At 44.2% G+C, this 26,145-nt stretch carries 30 protein-coding genes and 1 riboswitch; of the genes, 29 read left to right on the plus strand and 1 reads right to left on the minus strand.

Features of this window, described 5'->3' with window-relative positions:
* Nucleotides 1-20: 20 nt before the first annotated feature.
* The 18 genes from rplF to rpsI all read left to right on the plus strand — a co-directional run bounded on the left by rplF (nt 21) and on the right by rpsI (nt 10,087).
* Nucleotides 21-575, plus strand: a complete 555-nt coding sequence (gene rplF / locus DESYODRAFT_RS01385; RefSeq protein ID WP_007778450.1) for a 50S ribosomal protein L6 — start codon at nt 21-23, stop codon at nt 573-575.
* Between the two features lie 56 nt (nt 576-631).
* The gene (rplR, locus tag DESYODRAFT_RS01390; protein WP_007778451.1) at nt 632-1,000 is read left to right on the plus strand and encodes a 50S ribosomal protein L18; all 369 of its coding nucleotides are present in this window, start codon (nt 632-634) and stop codon (nt 998-1,000) included.
* A gap of 56 nt (nt 1,001-1,056) precedes the next feature.
* Entirely contained in the window at nt 1,057-1,527 is a 471-nt protein-coding gene (rpsE, locus tag DESYODRAFT_RS01395) for a 30S ribosomal protein S5 (protein WP_427854317.1), read from the plus strand.
* A gap of 12 nt (nt 1,528-1,539) precedes the next feature.
* A complete protein-coding gene (rpmD, locus tag DESYODRAFT_RS01400; RefSeq protein ID WP_007778455.1) occupies nt 1,540-1,722 on the plus strand; it encodes a 50S ribosomal protein L30 in 183 nt (60 codons plus the stop codon).
* Nucleotides 1,723-1,740: 18 nt separating this feature from the next.
* Nucleotides 1,741-2,181: a 50S ribosomal protein L15 gene (gene rplO, locus DESYODRAFT_RS01405; protein ID WP_007778458.1), complete on the plus strand. Its 441-nt coding sequence runs from the start codon at nt 1,741-1,743 to the stop codon at nt 2,179-2,181.
* A gap of 1 nt (nt 2,182) precedes the next feature.
* Nucleotides 2,183-3,469, plus strand: a complete 1,287-nt coding sequence (gene secY, locus DESYODRAFT_RS01410) for a preprotein translocase subunit SecY (protein WP_007778459.1) — start codon at nt 2,183-2,185, stop codon at nt 3,467-3,469.
* A 16-nt stretch (nt 3,470-3,485) separates the two neighbouring features.
* Nucleotides 3,486-4,127, plus strand: a complete 642-nt coding sequence (locus tag DESYODRAFT_RS01415; RefSeq protein WP_007778463.1) for an adenylate kinase — start codon at nt 3,486-3,488, stop codon at nt 4,125-4,127.
* Nucleotides 4,128-4,132: 5 nt separating this feature from the next.
* Nucleotides 4,133-4,879: a type I methionyl aminopeptidase gene (gene map / locus DESYODRAFT_RS01420; RefSeq protein WP_007778466.1), complete on the plus strand. Its 747-nt coding sequence runs from the start codon at nt 4,133-4,135 to the stop codon at nt 4,877-4,879.
* A 39-nt stretch (nt 4,880-4,918) separates the two neighbouring features.
* Nucleotides 4,919-5,137, plus strand: a complete 219-nt coding sequence (infA, locus tag DESYODRAFT_RS01425; protein ID WP_007778476.1) for a translation initiation factor IF-1 — start codon at nt 4,919-4,921, stop codon at nt 5,135-5,137.
* Nucleotides 5,138-5,158: 21 nt separating this feature from the next.
* Nucleotides 5,159-5,272: a 50S ribosomal protein L36 gene (gene rpmJ, locus DESYODRAFT_RS01430; protein WP_007778480.1), complete on the plus strand. Its 114-nt coding sequence runs from the start codon at nt 5,159-5,161 to the stop codon at nt 5,270-5,272.
* A gap of 95 nt (nt 5,273-5,367) precedes the next feature.
* Complete coding sequence (gene rpsM, locus DESYODRAFT_RS01435) at nt 5,368-5,739, plus strand: 30S ribosomal protein S13 (RefSeq protein WP_007778482.1); 372 nt, start codon at nt 5,368-5,370, stop codon at nt 5,737-5,739.
* Nucleotides 5,740-5,757: 18 nt separating this feature from the next.
* Nucleotides 5,758-6,147, plus strand: coding sequence for a 30S ribosomal protein S11 (rpsK, locus tag DESYODRAFT_RS01440; protein ID WP_007778485.1), 390 nt, complete (start codon nt 5,758-5,760; stop codon nt 6,145-6,147).
* Between the two features lie 13 nt (nt 6,148-6,160).
* On the plus strand, nt 6,161-6,790 hold the full coding sequence (gene rpsD, locus DESYODRAFT_RS01445) for a 30S ribosomal protein S4 (RefSeq protein WP_007778488.1): 630 nt from the start codon (nt 6,161-6,163) through the stop codon (nt 6,788-6,790).
* Nucleotides 6,791-6,859: 69 nt separating this feature from the next.
* Nucleotides 6,860-7,807 (plus strand): DNA-directed RNA polymerase subunit alpha, encoded by a 948-nt coding sequence (locus DESYODRAFT_RS01450; protein WP_007778491.1) that lies wholly within the window; start codon nt 6,860-6,862, stop codon nt 7,805-7,807.
* Between the two features lie 26 nt (nt 7,808-7,833).
* The gene (gene rplQ / locus DESYODRAFT_RS01455; RefSeq protein WP_007778494.1) at nt 7,834-8,172 is read left to right on the plus strand and encodes a 50S ribosomal protein L17; all 339 of its coding nucleotides are present in this window, start codon (nt 7,834-7,836) and stop codon (nt 8,170-8,172) included.
* A gap of 88 nt (nt 8,173-8,260) precedes the next feature.
* Complete coding sequence (gene truA / locus DESYODRAFT_RS01460) at nt 8,261-9,040, plus strand: tRNA pseudouridine(38-40) synthase TruA (RefSeq protein WP_007778497.1); 780 nt, start codon at nt 8,261-8,263, stop codon at nt 9,038-9,040.
* Between the two features lie 202 nt (nt 9,041-9,242).
* Entirely contained in the window at nt 9,243-9,674 is a 432-nt protein-coding gene (gene rplM, locus DESYODRAFT_RS01465) for a 50S ribosomal protein L13 (protein WP_007778500.1), read from the plus strand.
* A 17-nt stretch (nt 9,675-9,691) separates the two neighbouring features.
* Complete coding sequence (gene rpsI / locus DESYODRAFT_RS01470; protein ID WP_007778503.1) at nt 9,692-10,087, plus strand: 30S ribosomal protein S9; 396 nt, start codon at nt 9,692-9,694, stop codon at nt 10,085-10,087.
* Nucleotides 10,088-10,241: 154 nt separating this feature from the next.
* Here rpsI and DESYODRAFT_RS01475 read toward each other — a convergent pair whose 3' ends face one another.
* Nucleotides 10,242-11,735: a sensor domain-containing diguanylate cyclase gene (locus DESYODRAFT_RS01475; RefSeq protein ID WP_007778506.1), complete on the minus strand. Its 1,494-nt coding sequence runs from the start codon at nt 11,733-11,735 to the stop codon at nt 10,242-10,244.
* A gap of 311 nt (nt 11,736-12,046) precedes the next feature.
* On the opposite strand from DESYODRAFT_RS01475, the gene DESYODRAFT_RS01480 reads away from it, so the two are divergent.
* The 11 genes from DESYODRAFT_RS01480 (at nt 12,047) to carB (ending at nt 25,766) form a co-directional block, all read left to right on the plus strand.
* Nucleotides 12,047-12,772 (plus strand): N-acetylmuramoyl-L-alanine amidase, encoded by a 726-nt coding sequence (locus DESYODRAFT_RS01480; protein WP_007778511.1) that lies wholly within the window; start codon nt 12,047-12,049, stop codon nt 12,770-12,772.
* Between the two features lie 180 nt (nt 12,773-12,952).
* Nucleotides 12,953-13,408: a helix-turn-helix domain-containing protein gene (locus DESYODRAFT_RS01485; RefSeq protein ID WP_007778514.1), complete on the plus strand. Its 456-nt coding sequence runs from the start codon at nt 12,953-12,955 to the stop codon at nt 13,406-13,408.
* Nucleotides 13,405-13,845: a hypothetical protein gene (locus DESYODRAFT_RS01490; RefSeq protein WP_007778515.1), complete on the plus strand. Its 441-nt coding sequence runs from the start codon at nt 13,405-13,407 to the stop codon at nt 13,843-13,845. The genes DESYODRAFT_RS01485 and DESYODRAFT_RS01490 overlap by 4 nt, the downstream gene beginning before the upstream one ends.
* A gap of 197 nt (nt 13,846-14,042) precedes the next feature.
* Nucleotides 14,043-14,945: an arginase gene (gene rocF / locus DESYODRAFT_RS01495; protein WP_007778518.1), complete on the plus strand. Its 903-nt coding sequence runs from the start codon at nt 14,043-14,045 to the stop codon at nt 14,943-14,945.
* A gap of 321 nt (nt 14,946-15,266) precedes the next feature.
* On the plus strand, nt 15,267-16,433 hold the full coding sequence (locus tag DESYODRAFT_RS01500) for a M20 family metallopeptidase (protein WP_007778520.1): 1,167 nt from the start codon (nt 15,267-15,269) through the stop codon (nt 16,431-16,433).
* Between the two features lie 177 nt (nt 16,434-16,610).
* A complete protein-coding gene (gene argC, locus DESYODRAFT_RS01505; RefSeq protein ID WP_007778523.1) occupies nt 16,611-17,636 on the plus strand; it encodes an N-acetyl-gamma-glutamyl-phosphate reductase in 1,026 nt (341 codons plus the stop codon).
* A gap of 77 nt (nt 17,637-17,713) precedes the next feature.
* On the plus strand, nt 17,714-18,973 hold the full coding sequence (argJ, locus tag DESYODRAFT_RS01510) for a bifunctional glutamate N-acetyltransferase/amino-acid acetyltransferase ArgJ (RefSeq protein ID WP_007778526.1): 1,260 nt from the start codon (nt 17,714-17,716) through the stop codon (nt 18,971-18,973).
* Between the two features lie 142 nt (nt 18,974-19,115).
* Nucleotides 19,116-20,018, plus strand: a complete 903-nt coding sequence (gene argB / locus DESYODRAFT_RS01515) for an acetylglutamate kinase (protein WP_007778528.1) — start codon at nt 19,116-19,118, stop codon at nt 20,016-20,018.
* A gap of 104 nt (nt 20,019-20,122) precedes the next feature.
* On the plus strand, nt 20,123-21,331 hold the full coding sequence (locus DESYODRAFT_RS01520) for an acetylornithine transaminase (protein WP_007778531.1): 1,209 nt from the start codon (nt 20,123-20,125) through the stop codon (nt 21,329-21,331).
* Nucleotides 21,332-21,475: 144 nt separating this feature from the next.
* Nucleotides 21,476-22,576 carry a glutamine-hydrolyzing carbamoyl-phosphate synthase small subunit gene (gene carA / locus DESYODRAFT_RS01525; RefSeq protein WP_007778533.1) on the plus strand — a complete coding sequence of 367 codons (1,101 nt, stop codon included), beginning with the start codon at nt 21,476-21,478 and terminating at the stop codon, nt 22,574-22,576.
* Nucleotides 22,566-25,766, plus strand: coding sequence for a carbamoyl-phosphate synthase large subunit (gene carB, locus DESYODRAFT_RS01530; protein WP_007778535.1), 3,201 nt, complete (start codon nt 22,566-22,568; stop codon nt 25,764-25,766). The genes carA and carB overlap by 11 nt, the downstream gene beginning before the upstream one ends.
* Before the next feature lie 207 nt (nt 25,767-25,973).
* Nucleotides 25,974-26,079, plus strand: a riboswitch (TPP riboswitch).
* The last annotated feature ends 66 nt before the right edge of the window (nt 26,080-26,145 follow it).

The following is a 26,145-nucleotide window of genomic DNA, read 5'->3' on the forward strand; positions in this document are numbered from 1 at the left end:
TTTCAACGGAGGTGCAGTGAATGTCCAGAATTGGCAAGCGCCCCATTGGTATCCCCAGTGGTGTGGACTTCAAAATAGAGAATAATTTCGTTACTGTTAAGGGGCCGAAAGGAACCTTAACGAAACAATTGCATTCATTGATGAACATTACGGTAGATAATGCTCAAATTATCGTCACTCGGCCAAATGATGAACCACTGAGCCGCTCCTTACATGGCTTGACCCGTACACTGATTGCCAACATGGTGGAAGGTGTTACGAACGGATTTACCAAAGGACTGGATATGGTCGGGGTAGGCTACCGTGCCGCCAAACAAGGAAATAAGCTGGTTTTAACTGTGGGTAAGTCCCATCCTGTTGAACTTATCCCTTTTGACGGAGTTGAATTTGATGTTCCGGCACCAAACAAGATTTTAATTAAAGGGATGGATAAGGAACTTGTTGGAGACTTTGCAGCTGTTGTTCGGTCAGAGCGTCTGCCTGAACCTTATAAAGGCAAAGGAATCAAATACGAAGGAGAAGTCATCCGTCGTAAAGTAGGTAAGACCGGTGGTAAAAAAGGCGGCAAGAAGTAATACAAAATTAGGCAAGGGCAAAATCTCTTGCCATTAATGAAAGGAGTGTGTTCCCTTTGATTAAGCGCATTGATCGAAAAGCTATTCGCACGAATAAGCATAAGAGTATCCGCAAGAGAGTTGTTGGAGTTGCGGAGCGCCCTCGCTTAGCAGTGTTTCGAAGCTTAAATCATATTTACGCTCAAGTCATCAATGATGAACTTGGCGTAACACTTGTAGCTGCTTCTTCTCTTGATCCAGAGTTCAAAGCCGCAGAACTGTCAGGCGGAAACACCGCTGGCGCTCAAAAAGTAGGCGAACTGGTTGCGAAGAAAGCCCTCGAAAAAGGAATTACGCAAGTAGTATTCGATCGTGGGGGAAATGTCTATCACGGCCGAATCTCAGCATTGGCAGAGTCAGCGCGTGAAGCTGGACTCAGCTTCTAAACTCGGGTAAAGGAGGAAATTTCAAATTGGCGAAGTACGAAGCTACTAAATCGGACATGATTGAAAAAGTTGTTCATATTGCCCGTGTGGCCAAGGTTGTAAAAGGTGGACGCCGCTTTAGCTTTAGCGCGCTCGTTGTGGTCGGTGACGGCAACGGTCGTGTTGGCGCTGGCCTTGGAAAAGCTGGAGAAGTGCCTGAGGCAATTCGTAAAGGCATCGAAGATGCCAAGAAGAACCTTGTAAGTGTTCCTATGCACGGAACCACAATTACTCATCCCATTATCGGAATCTTTGGCGCAGGTCAAGTATTGTTAAAGCCAGCCTCTAAAGGGACTGGGGTTATTGCCGGCGGCGCAGTACGTGCGGTTCTCGAAGTGGCAGGAGTCCATGATATTCTAACGAAGTCATTAGGCTCGGCAAACGCGCATAATATGGTTAATGCAACGATGGCTGCCTTAAAATCTCTCAAGCGTCCGGAAGAGATTGCCAAACTCCGAGGCAAGACAGTAGCAGAAGTTCTAGGTTAAGGAGGGTCGGTCATGAAAATTAAAGTGACACTGACAAAGAGCCCGATCGGATATTCAAAATCCCAGCACAAAGTGTTACAAGCACTTGGCTTAGGAAAAGTTGGATCAAGTGCAATTCATGAAGACAGTCCTGGAATTCTGGGAATGGTTCATAAATGCATGCACTTGGTTACAGTAGAAACACTATCTCAATAGAAGGAGGTGTGGGCGAGCATGAAACTGCATGAACTAAAGCCTGCTGAAGGATCAACACATGCACCTAAGCGATTGGGTCGCGGCATTGGTTCCGGACATGGAAAAACTTCCGGTAAGGGACACAAAGGTCAAAATTCGCGAGCTGGTGGTGGAGTACGTCCTGGCTTTGAAGGCGGGCAAAATCCACTGTTTCGCAGAACGCCAAAACGCGGTTTTAATAATATTTCCAGAAAAGAAATCGTGGCCATAAATGTTCGGGACCTCGAACGTTTTGAGGATGGGGCTGAAGTCACCATTGAAAGCCTATTCGAAATCGGTTTAATTAAAGCTGTTAAAGATGGCGTTAAGATTCTAGCAACAGGGGACTTGACCAAAGCACTGACCGTCAAAATTGACAAAGTCAGCCCAGCAGCGGCAAAGAAGATAGTTGCAGCGGGTGGAAAAGTAGAGGTGGAATAGGATGGCTGTCGATTCCCTGAAGAATGCCTGGAACGTATCAGATCTCAGGAAGAAAATCGGTTACACTCTGCTGATGTTCCTGATTTTTCGTATCGGAGCGCATATTCCAACCCCTTTTATTGATCGTGACACCTTGAATCAAATGTTTGGATCGGGAGCCATGATGAATTTCATGGACACGATTTCCGGAGGTTCATTCAAAAGCCTATCTGTTTTTGCGTTGAGTATTACTCCCTATATTACAGCTTCCATTATTCTTCAGCTTCTGACGATTGTCATTCCTACGCTTGAACGATTGTCTAAAGAGGGTGATTATGGGCGTAAGAAGATTACACAATATACGCGATATAGTACAGTAGGTCTTGGCTTCATCCAAGCTCTGGGATTGACCTATGGGATAAGAGCTGCTGTTAATATCTCCAGCCCAGCAATGCAATGGCCGACATACCTGCTGATAGCACTTGTCTTAACAGCTGGTACAGCCTTTCTAATGTGGATCGGGGAGGCAATCACCGAAAAAGGGATTGGAAATGGAATATCTCTTATCATTTTTGCAGGAATTGTTTCCAGGGTTCCATCAGCCATCAGATCCTTATGGGATATGCTAAGAGTAGGGGAGATCAATATTCTCTCAATTATTGGGTTGATACTCATCGTTGCCTTTATCACAGCAGGTGTTATATACGTTCAGGAAGGGCAGCGCCGTGTAACAGTTCAATATGCAAAGAGAGTCGTGGGGCGACGGGTATATGGAGGGCAAAGCAGCCATATTCCCCTGAAAGTAAACCAAGCAGGGGTTATACCAGTTATTTTCGCAATGTCCCTGCTCGCTTTCCCGCAGACTATTGCCTCTTGGACGCCAACATCCGGTTTCGCTAGATTTGTTAATACCTGGTTCAGCATGAATGGAAGCATTACCTCAATCCCTTATTTGTTGCTTTACGGTGCGCTCATATTATTCTTTACCTACTTCTATACGTCGATTACATTTAACCCGGTTGATGTAGCGGACAATTTGAAGAAGTATGGGGGATTTATCCCTGGACTCCGACCTGGGCGACCAACGGCAGAATATTTATCAAAAGTATTGAACCGTATAACTCTCGCAGGTGGTTTATTTCTAGCTTTGATTGCAGTCCTTCCGACACTAGTTATTGGTCTTACCGGACTCAAGAACATCTATTTTGGCGGAACATCCCTTCTGATCGTAGTTGGGGTCGCGCTGGATACGATGAAACAGATTGAATCCCAACTTATGTCGAGGCATTATCAAGGGTTTATGAAATAGAGGAGGAAGAGGAAAAATGAAGATAATATTAATGGGTGGACCAGGTGCTGGTAAAGGAACACAGGCAAATCCCTTAGTTGAGAAATTCAAGTTTCCACACATTTCGACGGGTGACATGTTTAGAGCAGCTATTAAAGAAGGTACGGCCTTAGGTCTAAAGGCTAAATCCTATATGGATGCCGGCGGCTTAGTCCCCGACGAAGTGACGATTGGGATTGTTGAGGAACGCTTAGCACTGCCTGATTGTGCGGATGGATTTCTTCTTGATGGATTTCCACGGACACTAGCCCAAGGTAGTGCTTTAGCCGATATTTTAGACAGACTTGGAATGAAACTCGATGGTGTTATCAACATTGAAGTTGACGAAGAGGTGTTGATTCCTAGACTTACCGGGCGACGTGTCTGCCGGAAGTGCGGATCTTCCTATCACATGATCTTTAACCCGCCGCAGCAAGAGGAGGTTTGTGGTCAATGTGGGGGAGAGCTATATCAGCGATCGGATGACACTGTTGAAACAGCTAAAAATCGCCTGAATGTCTATAATTCGCAAACAGAGCCTTTGATTGCGTTCTACGAAGAAAAAGGTCTCTTGAAGCGAATTAACGGAGACCAACCAATTGACCAAGTATTTCAGGATATTCTGAAAGCTTTGGGCTAATCAGCATGATTGTGCTGAAAAATGCGAGCCAGTTAGTTCGGATGCGTAATGCGGGGCGAATCGTGGCAGAAACGCTTGCTCTTCTTCGTGAACACGCTAAGCCCGGTGTTACGACCCTTGAACTCGACCGCATAGCTGAAAAATATATTCGTGCACAGGGTGCCATACCGGCGTTTAAAGGATATAATGGATTCCCTGCAACGTTGTGTACCTCTGTAAATGAACAAGTAGTTCATGGGATACCCGGTTTAAGGAGTCTAGAATCTGGGGATATTATCAGTATAGACTGCGGAGCGCTCAAAGAAGGATATTTTGGAGATGCCGCTGTAACTTTACCGATTGGAGAAGTCAGTGAAGATGTCCAGAAGCTTCTAAGAGTGACTGAAGAATCCCTTATGCTGGGTATAGCACAAGCGAAAGTAGGCAATCGCCTTTATGACGTCTCAAACGCGGTTCAGACGCACGTTGAAGCAAATGGGTTTTCAGTAGTGCGCGATTATGTTGGGCACGGGATTGGAAAAGCCATGCATGAGGATCCCCAGATCCCTAATTTTGGCAAACCCGGCCGGGGGCCACGACTCGAGATTGGTATGGCCTTGGCTATTGAGCCCATGGTGAACATGGGTACGTATGAAGTGAAGACGCTAAAGGATCGCTGGACAGTGGTTACGAAAGATAACCGGCCATCGGCCCATTTCGAACACACGGTTGCAATTACGGAAAATGGCCTAGAGATTCTAACTCGATGTTAGGTGCAAGGCGTATGGAATGCCGAGGAGGGGGGAATTAGCATGTCAAAAGAAGACGTTATTGAAGTAGAAGGTAAAGTCCTGGAGCCGTTGCCGAATGCCATGTTCCAAGTTGAATTAGCAAATGGACACAAGGTTTTGGCGCACGTCTCTGGAAAGATACGCATGAATTTCATTAGGATTCTTCCGGGAGATCGGGTCACAGTGGAGCTTTCTCCTTATGACCTTTCCCGAGGACGAATCACATACAGGTTCAAGTAATGACCAAAGGGAGGGATTACAGTGAAAGTAAAGCCTTCTGTTAAAAAGATCTGTGAAAAATGTAAAATTATTCGTCGCCATGGTAAAGTCATGATCATTTGTGAAAATCCGAAACACAAGCAAAGACAAGGCTAGTCAAGTTTCGGTTGCGCGGCTGATTGGAGTAACTCTCCAATGCACCGATTTTATATTGTTTCCAGAACTGAAATAGTTGGAGGTGTAAATTTTAGATGGCACGTATCGCTGGAGTTGACTTACCGCGCGAGAAACGCTTAGAGATAGCTCTAACCTATATCTATGGGATAGGGCTGCCGACTTCACATAAGATTCTCGCCAAAACGGGTGTAAGCCCAGATGTCCGAGTGCGTGACTTATCAGAAGATGAAGTCAGCAAGCTTCGGGAAGTTATTGATAAAGAGTATAAAATTGAAGGCGACTTGCGTCGCGAAGTTTCCCTCAATATCAAGCGTCTTATGGAAATTGGTTCCTATCGTGGCCTGCGACATCGTCGTGGACTTCCAGTACGAGGTCAGCGCACGAAAACCAATGCCCGAACCCGTAAAGGGCCGGCTAAGACTGTTGGAGCAAAACGTAAAAAGTAATAAGGGGGGATAACCGAGATGGCACGTAAAGTTGTCCGGACAAAACGCCGGGAACGTAAGAATATTGAAAGTGGAATTGCCCACATTAAATCTACTTTCAACAATACCATGGTGACCATTACGGATACCAGCGGGAACGCACTCTCCTGGTCTAGTGCAGGTTCGCTTGGCTTTAAAGGGTCTCGTAAAAGCACGCCTTTTGCAGCGCAGATGGCTGCAGAAACTTGTGCTAAAGTCGCTATGGAACATGGTTTAAAAGATGTTGAATGCTATGTAAAAGGACCTGGGGCTGGACGTGAAGCTGCTATTCGCGCCCTGCAAGCAGCAGGTTTAGAAGTTAATTTAATCAAAGACGTGACACCGATTCCACACAATGGCTGTCGGCCACCGAAACGCAGAAGGGTATAGGAGGTGTGTAATCATGGCTAGATATACTGGACCAGTCTGTCGCTTATGTCGACGTGAAGGAATGAAATTATTCCTTAAAGGAGAACGTTGTTATACAGGTAAGTGTGCGATTGACCGTCGTGCTTACGCTCCTGGACAACACGGTCAAGCCCGAGCTAAGAAGCCTACGGATTTTGGTCTTCAGTTGCGTGAAAAACAAAAAGCACGCCGCTTATACGGTGTCATGGAAAAACAATTCCGTAGTTATTTTGACGAAGCTGCTCGCCGCAAAGGGGTTACTGGTGAGAACCTGCTATCTCTTTTAGAGCGCAGATTGGATAATGTCGTTTTCCAATTAGGTTTTGCCTCATCGCGCCCAGAAGCCCGTCAACTTGTTAGTCACGGACATTTCGCCGTTAATGGTAAAAAAGTAAATATTCCATCCTACTCGGTTCGTACTGGTGAAGTTATTGCTGTTAAAGAAGGCAGTAAGAGTTCACCACGTATCAAACAACTCCTCGAAAACCTGGGTTCGCGTTCAGTTCCCAGTTGGTTGAGCTTGGATGCCAATGCTGCTGCTGGAACTGTTGTCGCACTACCTACTCGTGAAGATATTCAACTGCCCATCCAAGAACACCTCATCGTGGAGAAATACTCCCGTTAATGTTGACGTTCAACCCGTTTGGGTCGGATGGTTTGTATATCAAGTTCTCGAGAAAGAAGGTGCATTCCGATGTTAGAAATCGAGAAGCCCAGAATCGAGTGTATCGAGCGTTCTGAAGATAACTCCTATGCAAAATTCATTGTTGAACCTCTTGAGCGAGGATATGGGATCACCTTAGGCAATTCATTGAGGCGAATTCTCCTGTCCTCACTCGAGGGATCAGCGGTAACATCAGTCAAAATCGAAGGAGTACTACATGAGTTCTCAACGATTCCGGGTGTTTTGGAAGACGTTACAGACATTATTCTCAATTTGAAGTCTCTGGCTCTTAAGGGCTATACGGATGAACCTAGAGTTATTCGTATTGAGGCACAGGGCGAAGGAGTCGTCACAGCTGGGGATATAATTACTGACCCAGATATTGAGATTTTGAACAGTGATTTGAAGATTGCTACATTAGACAAGGATGGCCGGCTGTTTATGGAAATGACAGTAGAACGTGGTCGTGGCTACGTACCTGCCGACAAAAATAAAAAGCCGGATCATGTCATCGGAGTTATCCCTATTGACTCCATTTTTGCCCCAATTTACAAGGTCAACTACACGGTAGAGGATACCCGGGTTGGTCAAATCACAGACTATGACAAGTTAACCCTTGAAGCATGGTCTAATGGCAGTATCTCACCGGAAGAGGCTACCAGTTCGGCAGCCAAAATCTTAAGTGATCACCTGCGCCTTTTCATGGGACTCACTGATAAACTCAACAGTGTTGAGGTGTTAGTGGAAAAAGAAGAGGAAGCCAAAGATAAAATCCTCGAAATGACGATTGAGGAATTAGATCTGTCTGTTCGTTCTTACAACTGCCTGAAGCGGGCAGGGATTAACTCTGTCGAAGAGTTGACCCAAAAAACGGAAGAAGACATGATTAAAGTACGTAACCTTGGTCGCAAGTCTTTGGAAGAAGTGGAATTTAAACTGAAAGACTTAGGTTTATCGTTCCGACCTGCTGAAGACTAATTCGGTGCAAAAGGAGGGGAATGTAATTGGCTTACCGCAAGTTAGGAAAAAACTCTGGGCATCGCGGGGCAATGTTGCGTAACATTGTCACTTCCCTGTTAAAACATGAGCGTATTGAAACGACAGAAGCACGCGCTAAGGAACTAAGTGCTATTGCTGAAAAGATGATAACACTTGGCAAGCAAGGAGATCTGGCTGCACGTCGTTCAACAATGGCTTATCTCATGGATGAAGATGTTGTAAAGAAATTATTTGATACTATCGCGCCGAAATATGCTGACCGTCAAGGCGGCTATACTCGAATCATGAGACTCGGCTTACGTCGGGGAGATGCTGCCACAATGGTAATCATCGAGCTCGTATAATGCGGTACTTAAAGGCCGGGTTGCTTACCATTGATAAGCATACCTGGCCTTTGTGCTCTTAGTAAGCTGCGGAGGGGCAAAGCGTATTATGCGAAATATTCGGCTAAAACTAGCCTATGATGGAACAAACTATCATGGGTTTCAACGACAGGTTGAATCTGTTGGCCCTACGATTCAGGGTACCTTGGAATCCGTATGGGCAAAGCTGGTTGACGAAGAGGTAACCCTAGCAATGGCAGGCCGGACGGATGCTGGTGTGCATGCCTTGGGCCAAATCGTCAATTTCATGACCTCGGCCAGAATTCCCGAAGATAAAATTCCTAAGGCATTTAACAGTTTGCTCCCAAGGGATATTCGCATCCATCAGGCAGAATGTGTGTCTGACGATTTTAATGCCCGTTGGTCAGCAAAATGGAAACGGTATGATTACTTATTGGACAATAAGCCCATACCAGATCTATTTAAGCGTCTTTATGCGGCCCATGAGCCCATTCCGTTAAATATTACGCTAATGCAGCAGGCAGCCCGGTTTTTAGAAGGACGGCATAACTTTAAAACGTTCGCTGCTTCTGGAGGAGATAGTAAAAGGTTTGAGCGCACTATATATAGATGCCAAGTTAGTGAGTTGGAAAATCAACTGATCAGAGTATCCTGCGTGGGGGACGGATTTTTGTATCATATGGTCCGTATTATCGTTGGAACGCTTATGGATGTTGGTAAGGGTCGTATTCTTCCAGGAGAGATTCCTGAAATCATAGCTAGTCAAGAGCGGAAACGTGCTCGCGTGATTGCGCCTGCGCAGGGCTTAACACTTGTTCATGTGAATTACTCGGATGAAAGTCCATTTGAGGTTTTTAAAGATCTTTAGCAAATACAGCTGGCAACTACTCACTGTCAAGAATTACAATTTAAAAAATAACTTGACATCAAGGTAGTATTTAAATACAATATAAACATGAGTTTTTATGCCTTGGATGTGATTGAGCCCCATGCCCCTGGCATACCGCAAGCATGATTGAGCCCCATGCGAGTGAGAAAAAACAGTAATCTTCAAATTTGGAGGGAAAGTCATGTCCACGTTTTTTGCGAAGGCACAGGACCAGGAACGTAAATGGTATATTATCGACGCAGAAGGAATCTCCTTAGGTCGTATTGCTACCGAAGCAGCACGCCTCCTGAGAGGTAAACATAAACCGACATACACACCTAATGTTGATACAGGAGATCATGTCATTATTATTAATGCTGCAAAATTGGTCTTAACAGGTAACAAACTAAACGATAAAATGTATCGTCGTCACTCTGGATATCCTGGCGGGTTGAAAGAGGTTCCTTACAAAAAGTTAATGCAAACTATGCCTGAACGAGCTATGGAACATGCCGTGAAGGGAATGCTTCCTCATAACAAGTTGGGCGCTCAAATGTACACGAAGCTGAAAGTGTACAAAGGGGATACACATCCTCATCAAGCTCAACAACCTGAAATTTGGACAATTCAGTAGGAAGGAGGAAGTAAAACATGGCAACTCAATTACAATATGCAGGGACCGGACGGCGCAAAAATGCAATTGCCCGTGTTCGTCTTATTCCAGGTGAAGGGAAATTCATCATCAACAAACGGGAGTTAGCGGAGTATTTTGGCAAAAAAACACTGGAAATGATTGTACAACAACCATTTACCATTACAGATACACTTGCTAAGTATGATGTTATTGCTCTTGCTCATGGAGGTGGCACTACCGGCCAAGCCGGCGCGATTCGCTTAGGTATTGCTCGTGCCTTGCTGAAGGCGGATGCTAGCCTGCGTCCAAGTCTCAAGAGAGCTGGTTTCTTGACACGCGACCCACGTATGAAAGAACGTCGTAAATACGGCTTGAAGAAAGCTCGTAAGGCACCACAATTTTCCAAGCGTTAATTTGTGTTTGGTTATATTATACGAATTATCTAAATCAAAGGAAGGGATATATCCCTTCCTTTTCTGTATCTTTAAAACTTGAAACTTGACATATTATTCACTGGAACAATAAAAACAAATAGTGTTGGCGCACCCGCGGAATGTGGAGACCTAATTATCGGTTCTTTTCTTTATACAAAAGCTTCTCTTTATACATCTGTTTATCGGCATGTCCAATAATTTGTTCCAAATCAAACTCCATACCTGATTGAAAGTGAAACAAGCCATGACTCGCTGTTATAGAGTAAGGTTTGCTGCTTAGCTCATTTATTCGGCTAAAGCTTTGTAAAAGCTTTTCCCAAAGAGTTTCAACTTCAGACACAGTTTTGTTCATGAATATTAGTATAAATTCGTCTCCCCCCATTCGAAAAAACATATCGTTCTGTTGTATTTCCCGCTTTATTATGTTGCAAAAGGTTCTGATATAGTTGTCTCCTTCTCCGTGACCATAGGTATCGTTAACATTTTTCAAACCATTTATATCAAGGAAACATAGAACGAATTCCCTATAGATAGTTTTTGATTCATCTATCAGCTCTTGTATAATTTTCAAACCCATTCTTCTATTAAGTATGCCTGTAAGCATATCTGTAGAGGCATGTTTTGAAAGCTCTTCTTCTACTTTTCTTATTTCCGTGATGTCCATTACTCCAGTTAATATGCATTTTTCTCCTTGATAATCAATTAATTCATAATTTCCCAATACCCATCTATTTTCTCCCTTTATCTTGTACTCAACAATGCGGTTATAGGCACTGCTTTTCGCTTCTAGCTCCTTAATAAGAGAAACTCTGTTTTCTTTTCTTACGTATACATCGTTAACATTAAAATTATGTAAATCTTCTTCATTAAGTCCCATAAAGCTGCAAGCTTTTTCACTTGCTCCGATAATGTTGCCATCCTTCACCTTAGTAATAAACACCGGAAACGGGTTTATATGAAAGAGTCGTTTGAAGTTCTCTTCACTTTCTTGCAGCATTTTCTTATTAACGAAATCATTCATGCCAAATTTATAAAATGAGAAGGAGAGCAGCAAGGCTATTACAAACACAGATGTAGAATTTATCTGTTTGGCTATAAGCACATATTTATCATTATTTAAAATGGATATACCTATCAAAAAAATTATATGATTTATTCCCAATGCAAAAAACATGTAGGTAGGTTTTATAGTAAGTGCCACAGCAGCGACAAGTATCATAACTATATAAGCATAAATGTTTCCGGTAAACCTTTGACTGTTTATAGAAGAAAGTGCGCCAACAAAAACATAAAGGAAAATGTATATTTTGGGGATCATTGATATTAAATTATATCTATTCGAACTGCTCTTTGCTACAATCTTTTTATAGAAAATTAAATATATAATTGATAAGAATACGCCTGTTAAATGAATAGAGATTATAGTTAACTTAAAGATCTTATCTACTCCGTCTCTTATTATTAATAAATCAAAATATAAGAAAAACGGAGCCATAGAAATGACAGCTATGGAGATAATTCTTATTCTATTCAGCATTAATAGATTATTATAGTCTTCGAAATCTCTATAACTAATATTGGGCTTCTTATTTATAAAAAATCCAATATTATCGTTTATCCATCTCATGGTATCCATTCCTTTTTACAATTTGATAGTTAATTATAACTTATGATTGGCCTTTGTAAAACCATAAATCATAGAGAACTGGCGGAGGAAACAGTATCTCAGGAACTCGATTTATGCTGACGTTACCCGCCGTCAGACAGCTGTCAACGTCCCGACTGTTTTCATATCTAGAGTTTGAGCAGAGTAAGCAACCACCCTGTCACTCCACTCTGGCATTGCGGGATATTTTGGATGTTTTGAGCCAAGCCAAACGCATATTCTGATAATCTCTCCCATAAGGTAAGACGGAATAGACTAGGGGAGGGATAGGTATGAAACCGATTTGGATTGTAAGTATAAAACGGCGTAAGGTATTTTGGGGAATTGTATTTACGTTATTCTTGACGTTAGCTCTGGTTGCGGTTATTAATGGACGGGATAGAGAAATATGGAGTTGGACCCTGGGGAATCGGGTTGTGGTGATCGATGCTGGTCATGGTGGTGTGGACCCTGGGGCTGTGGGTGTCAGTCAGGTGTTAGAAAAAGACATTACTTTGGGTGTATCCAAACGTTTGCAGGTTCTGGTTCAGCAAAGTGGAGCAAGGGCAATCATGGTTCGTGAGGATGACCGGGACTTAGGAGCCTCACAGGGTCTTTTGAAGCGGAAAAGAGAAGACCTGGCACAACGCATTCAACTGGCTATGGATTCGCAAGCTGAAGTATATCTAAGCATTCACGCAAATAGTTTTCCAGATCCAAAACTGACCGGGGCACAAACCTTTTATCATGCAGATTCGCCTGAAGGAAAGTTATTGGCTCAATCAATTCAGCAAGAACTCAATAATATGACAAATGGAAAACGTGTGGCTAAGGGTAACCAAGATATTTACGTGCTAAAAAAGGCAAATCAGGCGGCTGTGACGATAGAACTTGGCTTTCTTTCCAATCAAGAAGAAGAACAGCTATTGACTACCCCTGAATATCAACAAATGTTAGCAATTGCTATTTTCCAAGGGTTAAGTGTTTATTTAAGTAAACAAGTCGAAAATAGGAGATAATATTACACTATGCATCCATTAAGAACATGGACAGAATCTAGAATCTAAGAAATTTAAATGTTGAAATCACCGGAAACTTTGTTGAATATTGTTAAAGTTTGCAGGGAAACTATTTTCTTTCGCGAATGAATATTATAGTTAAAGACATAATTAAAGACGTCTAGGAAATGAGGAAGCATTGTGGATTTATTGCCGATCTTGTTATTTATTCTTGGAATTGCCTTCATATTTATAGGCTGGCGTGGGCAGAATCCACCTAATGAAGAAGCATTGACTGCCTTGAAAGGACTTGCATATTTAAAAAGGGAAATTATTCGGGTTCAAGACCAGATTCATGAAGTGGAAAGTAAACTATTGGAATATAAGGAATCAGATTTACAATTAAATAAACAAAGCTTAACTAAGTCTAAAGAAAATAAATTGAAAGAAATGGATAAAGTGGAACCTGAATTCAAGCAAATCGAGCCTCCTCAAAGTGTCGACCCCTATTCCCCTCTCTCCCCTAAATACAAAGAGGTATTAGAACTAGCTGCAAATGGTCAACATATTCCAGAAATTGCTCATCGCTTACTTCTAAGCCAAGATGCGGTTAGGATGATATTACGAATGCAGCCCGATGGGGGGAACAAGCGATGAAAGTAACCCGTTCCTATTGGTTTGGGTTAGGTTCGGGACTTATTTTAAGTGCCATGTTGACTCTAGTCTTCGCTCCTCAGCAGAAAATCTCAGATGTCCAATCCATGGATAATTCACAATCAGAGATCTCGATGACTGAGCAGGTGAATCAGGCTGATGTTCCTTCACCAGTTCAAGCAAACGAACCAGCTTTAAAAGAGAATTTGCCGACTGAGGAGCAAACCCCTACCCAAGTTATTCTGGATTTTGTTGTGCCAAAAGGAGCCAGCGCGGAACGGATAGCGGAACTATTGTTTGATCAAGGCTTTATTAAGGATAAAGCAGCCTTTTTGCAGTTAACTCATCAAATGAGGGCAGAAAGACAATTTAGAGCAGGAACGTTTAGTTTGTCATTAGGTCTTACCGAGGAAGAATTAATTCATCGGTTGTTGAAGTAGGGGACTTGTGTGACACTCGTCTCAGGAGTGAACAGGTATGATCTGGACTTTAAATCTATGCTTGCAAATTATCTGCAAGCTTTTTTATTTTGAGGGCACATTAATATGTATCGAGAAATTGACATATGAATAGTCGCCTTAGAGGCTAAAGAATTTGAGTATAACTACTGATAGTAGTAGATTAGGAGAGTGTGACTATGCGGAAAAAAGTTATTAGGATTATTGGAGTACCCATTGATTTAGGTGCTGACCGTCGTGGAGTAGACATGGGGCCAAGTGCTATTCGCTATGCAGGGTTAAATGCAAGATTAAAGCGTATAGGTTGGGATGTGGAGGATTATGGAAATTTGGAGGTTCCGGTTCCTGAGACACGTGTGATTAAGGATAAGAGGCTTAAGTATTTGGAAGAAATTGTTGCGATTAATGAGCATCTTCATCTCATAGTATCAGAGGCAATCAAGGAAGGGGTAATTCCCTTAATTCTTGGCGGAGATCACAGTTTAGGAATCGGAACTCTAGCAGGGTTAGCTTTAAATGAACGTTCATTTGGATTAATCTGGTTTGATACACATGGAGATTATAATTCTCTCGATACGACCTCAAGCGGCAACATTCACGGTATGCCCTTGGCCGTTGCAAATGGTATAGGTGCTCAGGAATTAACCTCTATCGGTGGAGTACAGAAGAAATTGCGAGAAGAAAATACCGTAATCATTGGGGCACGTGAAATGGATACTGAAGAGAAGGAAATGCTGCGCAAATCTAAAATTAAGGTTTTTACAATGCGAGATATCGATCAAATGGGAATGACGGAAGTGGTCAACCAAGGAATTAAAATCGCTTCCCAGGGGACGGATGGAATCCATGTTAGTTTTGATTTGGATGTGATTGACCCCGAAGAAGCTCCAGGGGTTGGAACTCCGGTCCCGGGAGGAATTACATATCGTGAGGCACATTTAGCGATGGAACTTTTAGCAGATTCAGGACTTATTACAAGTATGGATGTCGTAGAGGTGAACCCGATCTTGGATACTCATAATAAAACCGCTAAATTAGCTGTTGGGTTAATCTCCTCCGCTTTTGGAGAACGAATTTTCTAAATTAGGATTAATCAATGATTGATATGTCGTAATATACAATGTTTTCGGAATTTTTATTGAGCCAAAATGGATTATGGGTTAAAATAAATTGAGTGCTTCTTGTCCACGCGCTTTCGTGGGAGCTCCGCCAAACCTCCGGGTAGTACCTTGTGAACCCGTGGCTGGGTTTCCCACGAAAGTTTTGTGCGCCTTACCGCCTCTACGTACAATGAGTTCACTCCTGTGCGAAAAGCTGCCTTGCTTTTTGAGGTCTTTAAGTTTTCAGGATGGTTTTTTTAGGGTAGGGTAGATAAATAATATGAGAAGAGAGATGGGATACCCATGGATGGAATTAAGGCGTTTTTCAGAGTTCAAGCACAGTATTTACGCGAAGAAGTGTGGGAAGTTGCTCGCCTGATAGGGGAACATCCTGAGTTAGGTTACGAGGAATACTTTGCGTCGAATTGCTTAAGCGACTTTCTGAAGAAGCATGGATTCAAAGTGGAACTTGGAATAGCAGGGATGGAAACAGCCTTTTTGGCAAGATTTCCGGGCAGACGTCCAGGACCTAAAATCGCTTTTTTAGCAGAATATGATGCCCTGCCTGTTATTGGGCATGCTTGCGGACACAATTTAATTGGAGCAGCAAGCGCGGGTGCGGCTGTAATTTTGAGTAAGAGTCTGGAACTTGCCGGTGAGATCATAGTTGTTGGTACTCCAGCAGAAGAGACCAGCGGAGGGAAAGTGACGTTAGTTGAGAAGGGGATCTTTAAGGACATAGATGCAGCGATGATGTTTCATCCAGGCAGCCAAAATGTTCCCATTATTTCGAGCCTTGCTTTGGATGCTATAGAATTTACATTTCATGGGCGTGCCGCCCATTCTGTGGCAGCGGCTTCTTTCGGGGTTAATGCCTTAGATGCCGTAATTAATTTTTTTGTGGGAATCAATGCGCTAAAAAAGCAGATTTCACGGGAACTGAAAATTAATGGGATTATTACAGAGGGAGGCAACGCTCCTAATGTTATCCCAGAACGTGCTGTAGCACGGTTTTATTTGCGGGCCCGGAAACGTAAAGACTTAGATGAGTTACGCGAGCAAGTAATACGTTGCGCCGAGGGAGCAGCCGCCATGGTTTCTGCGAGAATGACATGGCATAACTTTGAGTATTCCTACGATGAGATGCGTACTAATCTAGCCTTGGCAGATTGCTTTAGTAAAAATCTTGAGGAGCTGGGTATCATTCATATAGCTCCTCCCCAAACGGCTATGGGCTCGGTAGATATGGGAAATGTGAGTCGAGTTGTACCCGCAATTCATCCCTATTTAATGTTGGGAACGGGTACAGAAATCCCTCATACTCTGGAATTTACTCAGGTGTGCGTTTCACGTAAGGGAGAAAGCCTGGTTTTGTTAGCTATGCAGGCGCTTGCCTTAACAGGTTGGGATATCTTAAGTGATAAAAAGCTTTTGAAGAAAATAAAGCAGGAGTTTCAATCAATAAAGTAACGGTGAAAGCATAAATAGCTTAAGATTGTGGAATTATAAGTCAAGTTCAAATATTGGACACGAACTCTGCACATTAAGGAAGGGGGAAACCCTTTCTTTTTTGCGATAACGGTTGAATGTTTATGCAACTATATGTATAATTATTAAAAATGAATGCTTAGAGAGAAGGTTTAAGATATGAAGGTTGGTGTTCTTGGAGCGACAGGATACGCAGGGCAAGAATTAGTACGGCTGTTACATCGTCATGAAGAGGTGAAAGAGTTGTATCTCTCATCATCCAGTGTTGCCGGAGAGAATTATGAAACGGTTTATCCCCATTGGGAAGGGCAAAACGTGGGGATCTTGCAAGATGAAGACATACCAGATGTGGATGTTCTTTTTTGCGCTCTCCCTCATGGGTTGACGGCAGAAAGAACGGGCGGTTTCTTAGCTCGTAAGATGAAGGTTATTGATTTAGGGGCCGATTTTCGCTTGAATTCAGGGGAGATTTACGAAGAATGGTACAAAATTAAACATCCCGCAACGGATTTGCTCAAAGACGCGGTTTATGGGTTGCCGGAGCTTTACCGTGAGCAAATTCGGGGCAAATCTTTAATCGCTAACCCAGGTTGCTATCCAACGGCAACCTTGCTGGCACTGGTTCCCTTGCTTCGTAAACGATTGCTCCAAACGAACTATTTAGTGATTGATGCCAAATCGGGTGTATCCGGAGCAGGCCGAGGGGCTTCATTAAATACACACTACAGCGAGATAAACGAAAACTTTAAGGCCTATGGGGTGGCAAGCCATCGTCATACCCCGGAAATAGAACAAGAACTCTCTCGGGCAGCAGGGATACCTCTAACCGTAAACTTTACACCACATTTAGTTCCTATGACCCGGGGAATGCTGGCGACGATTTATGCTAAGGTTTCTGAAGGGATTAGTGAAGAAGACTTGAGAAGCTGTTGGTTAGACCAATATGAGAAAGAGGAATTTATTCATCTTTTACCGCCAGGAACCTGGCCACAGACAAAATTCTCGAGTGGAAGCAATCATGCCTTTTTGCAATTAACATTGGATGAAAGAACTGGTAATGCAATCGTCATCTCTACCATAGATAATTTGCTGAAAGGTGCAGCTGGCCAGGCTATCCAGAATATGAATCTTGCTATGGGGTGGCCCGAAGCTCGAGGGCTTAAGGGGACAGCTCTTTGGCCATAAACCATCGTACGAGCTGGGGCGGTTCTCGACTTGCATCTTTAATTCATTAGGGCGAATGTGAAGGAGTGTGTAAATAAGTGAATAACACTGAAAAGGCTTGGAAGGCAATTGGCGGAGGCATAGCTGCTCCTAAGGGGTTTTATGCTGCTGGTGTCCAAGCAGGTATTAAATACAAGGATAAGTATGATGTGGCACTGATTTTTTCAGATGTTCAAGCTCAGGCAGCGGGAGTATACACTCGTAATATAGTCAAGGCTCACCCTCTCCATTTAACACAGCGTCATTTGAAGAACGGATTGGCCAGAGCTATTGTCGTGAATAGCGGGAATGCCAATGCTTGTGTTGGAGAATTTGGTGACCAGGCTGCTTTTGCCATGGCCGAAGTAGCTGGCATGTATTTGGGAATAGAACCTCAGGACGTTTTAGTGGCTTCAACAGGTGTAATTGGTGTCGAAATGCCCCTTGACCGAGTTTTGAATGGTATTCGGGTAGCAAGTTCGGAACTCCTTGATGATGTGGTCAAAGGAATTCGAGGGCATAAGGAAATGGCTGATGAAGGTGCACATCGGGCGGCCCTGGCAATTATGACGACAGATACTACGGTAAAAGAATATGCCTATGAACTGCCCTGTTCTCAGGGAGGTGTTATTCATATTGGAGCGATTGCTAAGGGATCCGGGATGATTCACCCCAATATGGGTACCATGCTGGGGTTTTTAACAACCGATGCGGACATACCTTCGGCAGACTTGCAGCGTATTCTGAGTGAGGCAGTCGAAGAAAGCTTCAATATGGTTACCGTTGATGGTGATATGAGTACGAATGACATGGCTCTCTTACTGGCAAATGGGTCCTCGGGGATCACTCCGGAAGGGGAAGACAGGATAAACTTTGAAAGAATGGTTAAGTCCATGTGTATTGAGCTGGCTAAAGAGATTGCTCGGGATGGTGAGGGCGCCAGTAAGTTAATGGAAGTGTCAGTTTCCGGAGCAAAAACAATGGAAGACGCCCGTAAAATCGCCAGGAGCATTTGTGGCTCTAGTTTAGTCAAGGCTGCACTCTTTGGAGAGGATGCTAATTGGGGTCGTATTTTGACGGCAGCAGGATATTCGGGAGCGGAGTTTAATCCTGATAAGGTCGATGTCTTTTTAGGAGAGCTGATGGTTGCCCAGGCGGGAAGAGGAGTGATGTTTTCGGAAGAGAGGGCTAAAGAAATCCTCGGATTTAAGGAGGTCCATATTCTCTTGAACCTGCACGACGGGGAAGAAAACGCGACTGCTTGGGGCTGTGATTTAACCCATGAGTACGTCACGATCAATGGAAGTTACAGAACTTAAGTTTTAAGCTGAGAGCTGCGTACTATTGAGATCATTGACGTAATTGGCAGGCAAGGTTAAGAACTTATCATTTGAGAATTTTGTAAAGTAGAAGTGAGTTGAAACGTAAAGATGTTTACGGCTGAAGTTGGAGGTGTTTGAGATGACCCCTATGGAAGAGGGATTAGGGAAAGCTCGGGTTTTAGTAGAAGCCCTACCGTATATTCAAAAGTTTTCAGGTAAAACTGTGGTGATTAAGTATGGAGGGCACGCCATGGTTGATCCAGTTTTAAAGGAATCGGTAATGTTAGATATTCTGCTTTTGCATTCTGTGGGAATTCGTCCGGTGCTCGTTCACGGTGGAGGGCCCGAGATTAATGCCATGCTCAAGAAGGTTGGAATTGAAAGTCATTTTGTGCAAGGTTTAAGAGTTACGGATGCGCAAACCATGGAGATTGCCCAAATGGTTTTATTAGGCAAGTTGAACACAGAGATGGTATCTCTTCTCAATCGCTTTGGAGGTAAGAGTGTCGGATTATCCGGGAAGGATGCTAAGCTCCTAATGGCAATGAAGAAACCGATGCAGTTGCCCAATAGTCTGGGCAAAATGGAAGATGTTGATTTAGGGCTTGTGGGCGAAATCCAAAGTGTTACTCCAGACATTTTGAATACGTTGTTGGATCAAGGATATATACCTGTTATTTCTCCAGTTGCCAGTGGAGAAGAAGGAGAAACGTTTAATGTCAATGCTGATACTGCCGCGGGGAAAATAGCCGAGGCACTGAAAGCGGATAAGTTGCTGCTATTGACGGATGTACGCGGAATATTGAGAGATGTTGCGGATCAAGGATCGCTTATCTCCACGATTTCCAGAGGGGAAGTGGAGGTCCTCAAGAAACAAGGGATATTAACCGGCGGAATGCTTCCCAAAGTAGAGTGTGCGGTCTCTGCTTTAGACAGTGGTGTTGGCAGTGTACATATCCTTGATGGTCGGCTAAGCCATGCAATCCTATTGGAGTTGTTCACAGATGGTGGTATTGGCACTATGTTTAAAGGGGATAGCTGATCACCTATTCGCAAAAGACGCTGACCTGAGCTGAAGATAGAATTGTTATTTTAATAGATTGAACGATAACGAACGCCGAATATCGAGTTAAGGGGTTGATTGAAATGTTAGAAGGCTTAACAACCGGAGCAATTATTGAACGGGGAAAAAATGTAGTAATGAATACCTATGGCCGCTTAGGAATGACCATGGTCAAAGGGGACGGGGCATGGGTTTGGGATTCAGACGGAAGGCAATATTTAGATTTCGTAACTGGGCTTGCAGTGAATTCTCTGGGGCATGGCCATCCTGCGATTGTTCGTGCGATTCAAGAACAGGCCAAGGAAATTCTGCACACCTCAAATATTTACTGGATACCGAATCAAGTGGCTTTAGCAGAGCGCTTGGTGAAGCATTCTTTCGCCGATAAAGTATTCTTTTGCAACAGCGGAGCGGAGGCTAATGAAGCGGCTTTTAAGCTTGCTCGCAAGTATGCTAAGAAAAAGTTTGGGGTGCACAAATATGAAGTGGTCTCCCTTGAGAATTCCTTTCATGGACGAACCTTAGCTACCCTTACTCTCACTGGACAGACAAAATACCAGCAGGGCTTTGATCCGCTTCCTTTGGGCTTCACGTATGCTGCTTTGAATGATATCGATGCTCTAAGAGCGAAGGTCAGCAATGATACTGCGGCAGTCTTTATTGAGCCTATTCAAGGAGAGGGCGGGGTAATTCCTGCCTCGATAGAGTTTCTCAGGGAAGCACGAGCGCTTTGTGACCAGTACGGGGCCCTGTTGATTTTTGATGAAGTGCAGTGCGGTGTTGGTCGGACAGGGAAGCTCTTTGCCTATGAGTGGAGCGGTGTAGTTCCGGATATTATGACTTTAGCGAAAGCCTTAGGCGGTGGTGTACCGATTGGAGCCATGCTCGCCACGGATGAAGTGGCTGGAGCTTTTCAGCCCGGAGATCATGCTTCAACTTTTGGAGGAAATCCATTAGCCACTGCGGCAGGATGTGCGGTTTTAGACATTATGCTTGAAGAGGGATTCTTAGAAGGGGTCCAAGAGCGCGCAGCCTATTTTCAACAGGGACTAGAAACGTTGGTCCAGAAATACCGGACAGGTGAGTCTGTCCGGGGAAAAGGATTTATAGTAGGATGGCCCGTTTCTAAACTAGGTCCTGAAATAGTTGAGGCTTGCCTGCAAAATGGGCTTCTGATTAACTGTGTTGGAGGCAAGATTTTACGCTTCCTCCCCCCGCTTACGGTTGAGAAGACAGAAATAGATAAAGCCTTGGGAATTTTAGATGAAGTTCTCTCAAGAATCTGGAGGTAATTCAGGAGGAAGGGAATGAAAGCCGGAGTCCGCCGGTTAAAGAGGATATGGGGAGTCTGGGGGCTGAAGCAGAAATAGGATACTGATATCCAGGCAGAGGATTTAAATAATAATAGATGAGAGATTGTTCCGAGGAGGATGGGAATGAAAGCAGCACTCATACTTGAGACCGGGAAAATTCTATTAGGGGAATCTTTTGGGGCGACGGGAGAGGCTTTTGGAGAAGTTGTCTTTAACACGGGAATGACTGGTTATCAGGAAGTGTTGACCGATCCGTCGTATGCTGGACAAATGGTGTGTATGACCTATCCTCTCATTGGGAACTACGGGATCAACAGAGTAGATGACCAATCGGAGAAGCCTCAGGTCCAGGGGTTTATTGTGAAAGAAGCCGCACGTAATCCTAGTCATTGGCAGATGGAAAAAAACCTTTCCAGGACCTTGGCACAATCCGGAGTTGTAGGAATAAAGGGGATTGATACCCGCTCCTTAACCCGGATTATTAGGGAACATGGTGTACTGCGGGGCGTGATCACCACCGAAGCAGAGAATTTGGAAGAATGGGTTACCCGAGTGAAAACAAGGTCTGTTCCAGCCGATGTTGTGGCTCAGGTCAGTACTCCGAAGCTCTACACCTTGCCCGCTGTTCAATCTGAAAGAGATTCTTTCCATGTCGTGGTCTTGGATTTCGGAATTAAGAAAAATATTTTACAGGCTATGCAAGAAAATGGGTTTAGCTTGACAGTCGTTCCTCATACTACATCTGCAGAAAAGATACTGAATCTGCAACCTGATGGGGTCTTTCTATCCAATGGACCGGGAGACCCTAAAGAGGTAGCGGTTGGGATAGAAACGATTAAAAGGTTAATGGGGAAACGTCCTATTTTTGGAATTTGCTTAGGACATCAACTATTATCCCTTGCCTTAGGAGGGGATACCTATAAGATGAAGTTTGGGCATCGGGGAGGTAATCAGCCCGTACAAGATCTAGAGACCAAACGAGTGACGATTACTTCACAAAACCATGGCTATGCCATTTCAGAGAAAAGTCTGGAGCAGACTCCTCTTTACGTAACCCATCGCAATCTTAATGATCAAAGTATCGAGGGAGTAAAGCATCGGGATTTACCTGTTTTTTCAGTTCAATATCATCCGGAAGCAGGGCCGGGACCGAGTGAATCTCTGTATCTTTTTGATGAGTTTGCGCAATTAATGCAGGAATGGAGGGCTGGTTATGCCTCTTAACCCGGCGTGGAAGAAGGTCCTTGTCATAGGGTCCGGGCCGATAGTGATCGGGCAAGCCGCAGAATTTGATTATGCCGGGACCCAAGCGTGCAGAGCTCTCCGTGAAGTGGGATTGGAAGTCGTATTGGTTAACAGCAATCCAGCAACCATCATGACGGATGTGCAAACGGCAGATATCACCTATATCGAACCTCTGTTGCCTGAAGTATTAGAACGGATTATTGGCAAAGAATGCCCTGATGCGCTTCTGCCTACATTAGGCGGGCAAACTGGGCTTAACCTGGCAATGGAATTGGAGCGGGGCGGGCTTCTAAAATGTTATGGCGTGGACCTCATTGGCTGTAACTCAGAGACGATCTATAAAGCAGAAGATCGTGATGCCTTTAAGGAAACTATGCTCTCGCTGGGAGAACCGGTGGCTGAGAGTGTGATTGTAACCTCTTTGGAAGAAGGAGAGGAGTTCGCCAAACGACATGGGTTTCCGCTGATTGTTCGCCCGGCATATACCCTTGGCGGGACGGGCGGCGGGATTGTCAAAAACGCTAAACAATTAGAGGAAATCTTAAATAAAGGCCTCCAAGCCAGTCCCATTGGGCAATGTCTTGTCGAGCGGAGTGTGGCGGGCTGGAAGGAAATTGAGTATGAAGTCATGCGAGATGCGGCGGACAACTGTATAACAATTTGCAATATGGAAAATATCGACCCGGTAGGAATACATACGGGAGATAGTATTGTGGTTGCCCCCTCGCAGACCTTGAGTGATGTCGAATATCAGATGCTGAGGGCATCATCTTTAAAGATTATCCGAGCCCTTGGTGTAAACGGCGGGTGTAATGTTCAATTTGCCTTGAATCCGGTTAGTCGGGAGTATGTTGTGATTGAAGTAAATCCTCGGGTCAGTCGCTCAAGTGCTCTTGCCTCTAAAGCGACCGGATATCCGATTGCCAAAATGGCGGCTCTTTTGTCAGTTGGATTTACCCTTCCAGAATTGACAAACCCAGTAACTGGGCATACCAGTGCCTGCTTTGAGCCGGCTCTTGACTATGTGGTTGTCAAATTCCCTCGTTGGCCTTTTGATAAATTCCCGGCAGCGGATCATCGGTTGGGTACGCAAATGAAAGCGACCGGAGAGGTAATGGCGATGGAGCGGACGTTGGAAGCGGCTCTTTTAAAAGCGACCCGCTCTTTAGAAGTTGGTACGGTTGGTCTTCGGATTAAGGATTCCGGGGGCTGGACAGAAATGGAGATTGAAGACAAACTCAATTCTGCGGATCACGAACGTTTCTTTGCCATTCCTGAAGCCTTTCGCCGGGATTGGACCATCCTGGAGGTTCAAATGCTTACGCAGATTGATCCGTTCTATTTGTATAAGATTAAGGAATTGGTTTTACTCGAACAGCGTTTGCAAAATGAGCCGTTAACGACTGAGTTGCTGCGCTTGGCAAAAGTCCTGGGGTTTTCTGATTTAGCGATCGCTAAACTTACGGGCAGCTCAGAAGAAACGGTTCGCGCTTTGCGCACAGAGTTTGGGATTATTCCGGTTTATAAGACGGTTGACACCTGTGCCGCAGAGTTTGCTTCGGCAACTCCTTATTACTACTCCAGCTATGAGGAAGAGGATGAGGGAAAGGTGAGCACCGGCCCTAAAGTTGTAGTTTTAGGTTCGGGACCTATTCGAATTGGGCAAGGGATTGAGTTTGATTATTGCTCCGTTCACGCTCTTACAGCTTTGCAGGAAGCTGGCGTAGAAGCCATTATGATCAATAATAATCCTGAAACAGTATCGACAGATTTTGATATAGCAGATAAATTGTACTTTGAGCCATTGACCATTGAAGATGTGCTTCATGTCTTAAATAAAGAAAAAGCGGATGGAGTTTTAGTCCAGTTTGGAGGACAGACGGCCATAAATTTGGCTGGCCGTCTGAAACTTGCCGGAGTTAAAATTTTAGGTACCCCAGTTGATGCGATTGATATGGCTGAGGATCGGGAGCGGTTTGCTGAGCTGCTCAGTAAGTTAGGAATCCCACAATCTGAAGGACGAAGTGTTACTTCGATCGATCAGGCCCAAAGAATTGCTGAGGAACTGGAATTTCCAGTGATCGTTCGTCCTTCTTATGTCATTGGGGGGCGTGCTATGCAAGTGGTAGAGAACCTAGATGAACTTAAAAATTATTTAAGACGGGCAATTCACCTTTCTCCAGAACATCCCATTTTAGTGGATAGGTATTTGGATGGGAAAGAAGTTGAAGTTGACGCGGTTTCAGATGGGGAGATAACTGTAGTGGCAGGTATCATGGAGCATATCGAACGAGCCGGGGTCCATTCTGGAGATAGTCTGGCCGTTTATCCGCCTCAGAGCTTAACCCCCTCTGAAATTGAACAAATCGAAGATTTCACCTGTCGTTTAGCCGAAGGAATCGGAATAAGAGGACTTATTAATATTCAATTCGTTGTCGTGCGAGGCAAGGTGTATGTTTTGGAAGTGAACCCTAGAGCAAGCCGTACGGTACCGATTCTTTCTAAAGTCACAGGAATTCCCTTAGTAAACCTGGCGGTTCAGGTTTCTCTAGGTAAAGCCTTAAAGGAGATGGGCTATGCCCATGGTCTTGCTCCTGAGGTACCGTTCGTTGTGGTTAAGGCCCCCGTCTTTTCCTTCGAGAAGCTGACTAAAGTTGAAACTTCTCTGGGACCTGAAATGAAATCGACAGGTGAGGTCTTAGGGATGGACACCCAATTTGGGCATGCGCTAGCGAAGGCCTTTGCGGCCTCCCGGATTCCGCTGCCTGAGGATGGGAATATTTTAGTGTCTGTAGCAGAGAAAGATCGTCCGGAAGCTATCACTTTGGCTCGGCAATTGGCTCAGTTAGGGTTTGGGGTCAAAGGAACCGGAGATACTGCCAAGGCATTAGCCCTATGCGGGGTAGAGGTTGAGGAAGTGAGTGAATCGAGTGAGACCCTTAAAGAAGCTATTCGGCAACAAGAATTTTCCTTTCTCCTCAGCACTTCCAACCAAGGGACCTCTGAGAGAACAGGATATCTGTTAAGAAGATTAGCAGCGGAACATGGGGTACCTTGTTTCACATCCATGGATACAGCGAAAGCAGTTGTCCGGGCGTTTCAGGAGATACGAAGTCATACTACGCCACAGGTACTCTCGTTGCAGGAGTATTTGGTAATGCAGGCCTAAGACGCGGATAAATAATGTACATCAGAGGCGTGACAAATTGTGTTGCGCACCTGATGTATAGCAAAGTTTTGGCAAATTTGCTCTGCATTTTAGTATTAGTTTGGTGCTATCGGGGTCATTGGATAATCAGAGATAGGCTGGGATTATAAGTCAGTGGTATCATAAGTTGGTTGACACAAGCACAAGTGGAATGCTATGATAATGACAATAGAATACTAGGGGAGCTGAGCTGTCGGCTGAGAGGGAAATATGAGTTCCGACCCTTTGACCTGAACTAGGTAATGCTAGCGGAGGGAATAAAGTGCATGCATCGTGTGCCCGTGTATTGCATGAGCAAAAACCTTCTACTTTTGGAGGTTTTTTATTTTTATGATTATAT

It is taken from the genome of Desulfosporosinus youngiae DSM 17734, assembly GCF_000244895.1.
In the GTDB taxonomy this organism is placed as follows: Bacteria; Bacillota; Desulfitobacteriia; order Desulfitobacteriales; family Desulfitobacteriaceae; genus Desulfosporosinus; species Desulfosporosinus youngiae.

Coding starts and splice junctions, on each gene's coding strand:
- rplF (WP_007778450.1), top strand. CDS start 21: ATGTCCAGAATTGGCAAGCGCCCCATTGGTATCCCCAGTGGTGTGGAC.
- rpsE (WP_427854317.1), top strand. CDS start 1,057: ATGATTGAAAAAGTTGTTCATATTGCCCGTGTGGCCAAGGTTGTAAAA.
- rpmD (WP_007778455.1), top strand. CDS start 1,540: ATGAAAATTAAAGTGACACTGACAAAGAGCCCGATCGGATATTCAAAA.
- rplO (WP_007778458.1), top strand. CDS start 1,741: ATGAAACTGCATGAACTAAAGCCTGCTGAAGGATCAACACATGCACCT.
- secY (WP_007778459.1), top strand. CDS start 2,183: ATGGCTGTCGATTCCCTGAAGAATGCCTGGAACGTATCAGATCTCAGG.
- DESYODRAFT_RS01415 (WP_007778463.1), top strand. CDS start 3,486: ATGAAGATAATATTAATGGGTGGACCAGGTGCTGGTAAAGGAACACAG.
- map (WP_007778466.1), top strand. CDS start 4,133: ATGATTGTGCTGAAAAATGCGAGCCAGTTAGTTCGGATGCGTAATGCG.
- infA (WP_007778476.1), top strand. CDS start 4,919: ATGTCAAAAGAAGACGTTATTGAAGTAGAAGGTAAAGTCCTGGAGCCG.
- rpsM (WP_007778482.1), top strand. CDS start 5,368: ATGGCACGTATCGCTGGAGTTGACTTACCGCGCGAGAAACGCTTAGAG.
- rpsK (WP_007778485.1), top strand. CDS start 5,758: ATGGCACGTAAAGTTGTCCGGACAAAACGCCGGGAACGTAAGAATATT.
- rpsD (WP_007778488.1), top strand. CDS start 6,161: ATGGCTAGATATACTGGACCAGTCTGTCGCTTATGTCGACGTGAAGGA.
- DESYODRAFT_RS01450 (WP_007778491.1), top strand. CDS start 6,860: ATGTTAGAAATCGAGAAGCCCAGAATCGAGTGTATCGAGCGTTCTGAA.
- truA (WP_007778497.1), top strand. CDS start 8,261: ATGCGAAATATTCGGCTAAAACTAGCCTATGATGGAACAAACTATCAT.
- rplM (WP_007778500.1), top strand. CDS start 9,243: ATGTCCACGTTTTTTGCGAAGGCACAGGACCAGGAACGTAAATGGTAT.
- rpsI (WP_007778503.1), top strand. CDS start 9,692: ATGGCAACTCAATTACAATATGCAGGGACCGGACGGCGCAAAAATGCA.
- DESYODRAFT_RS01475 (WP_007778506.1), bottom strand. CDS start 11,735: ATGAGATGGATAAACGATAATATTGGATTTTTTATAAATAAGAAGCCC.
- DESYODRAFT_RS01480 (WP_007778511.1), top strand. CDS start 12,047: ATGAAACCGATTTGGATTGTAAGTATAAAACGGCGTAAGGTATTTTGG.
- DESYODRAFT_RS01490 (WP_007778515.1), top strand. CDS start 13,405: ATGAAAGTAACCCGTTCCTATTGGTTTGGGTTAGGTTCGGGACTTATT.
- rocF (WP_007778518.1), top strand. CDS start 14,043: ATGCGGAAAAAAGTTATTAGGATTATTGGAGTACCCATTGATTTAGGT.
- DESYODRAFT_RS01500 (WP_007778520.1), top strand. CDS start 15,267: ATGGATGGAATTAAGGCGTTTTTCAGAGTTCAAGCACAGTATTTACGC.
- argC (WP_007778523.1), top strand. CDS start 16,611: ATGAAGGTTGGTGTTCTTGGAGCGACAGGATACGCAGGGCAAGAATTA.
- argB (WP_007778528.1), top strand. CDS start 19,116: ATGACCCCTATGGAAGAGGGATTAGGGAAAGCTCGGGTTTTAGTAGAA.
- DESYODRAFT_RS01520 (WP_007778531.1), top strand. CDS start 20,123: ATGTTAGAAGGCTTAACAACCGGAGCAATTATTGAACGGGGAAAAAAT.
- carA (WP_007778533.1), top strand. CDS start 21,476: ATGAAAGCAGCACTCATACTTGAGACCGGGAAAATTCTATTAGGGGAA.
- carB (WP_007778535.1), top strand. CDS start 22,566: ATGCCTCTTAACCCGGCGTGGAAGAAGGTCCTTGTCATAGGGTCCGGG.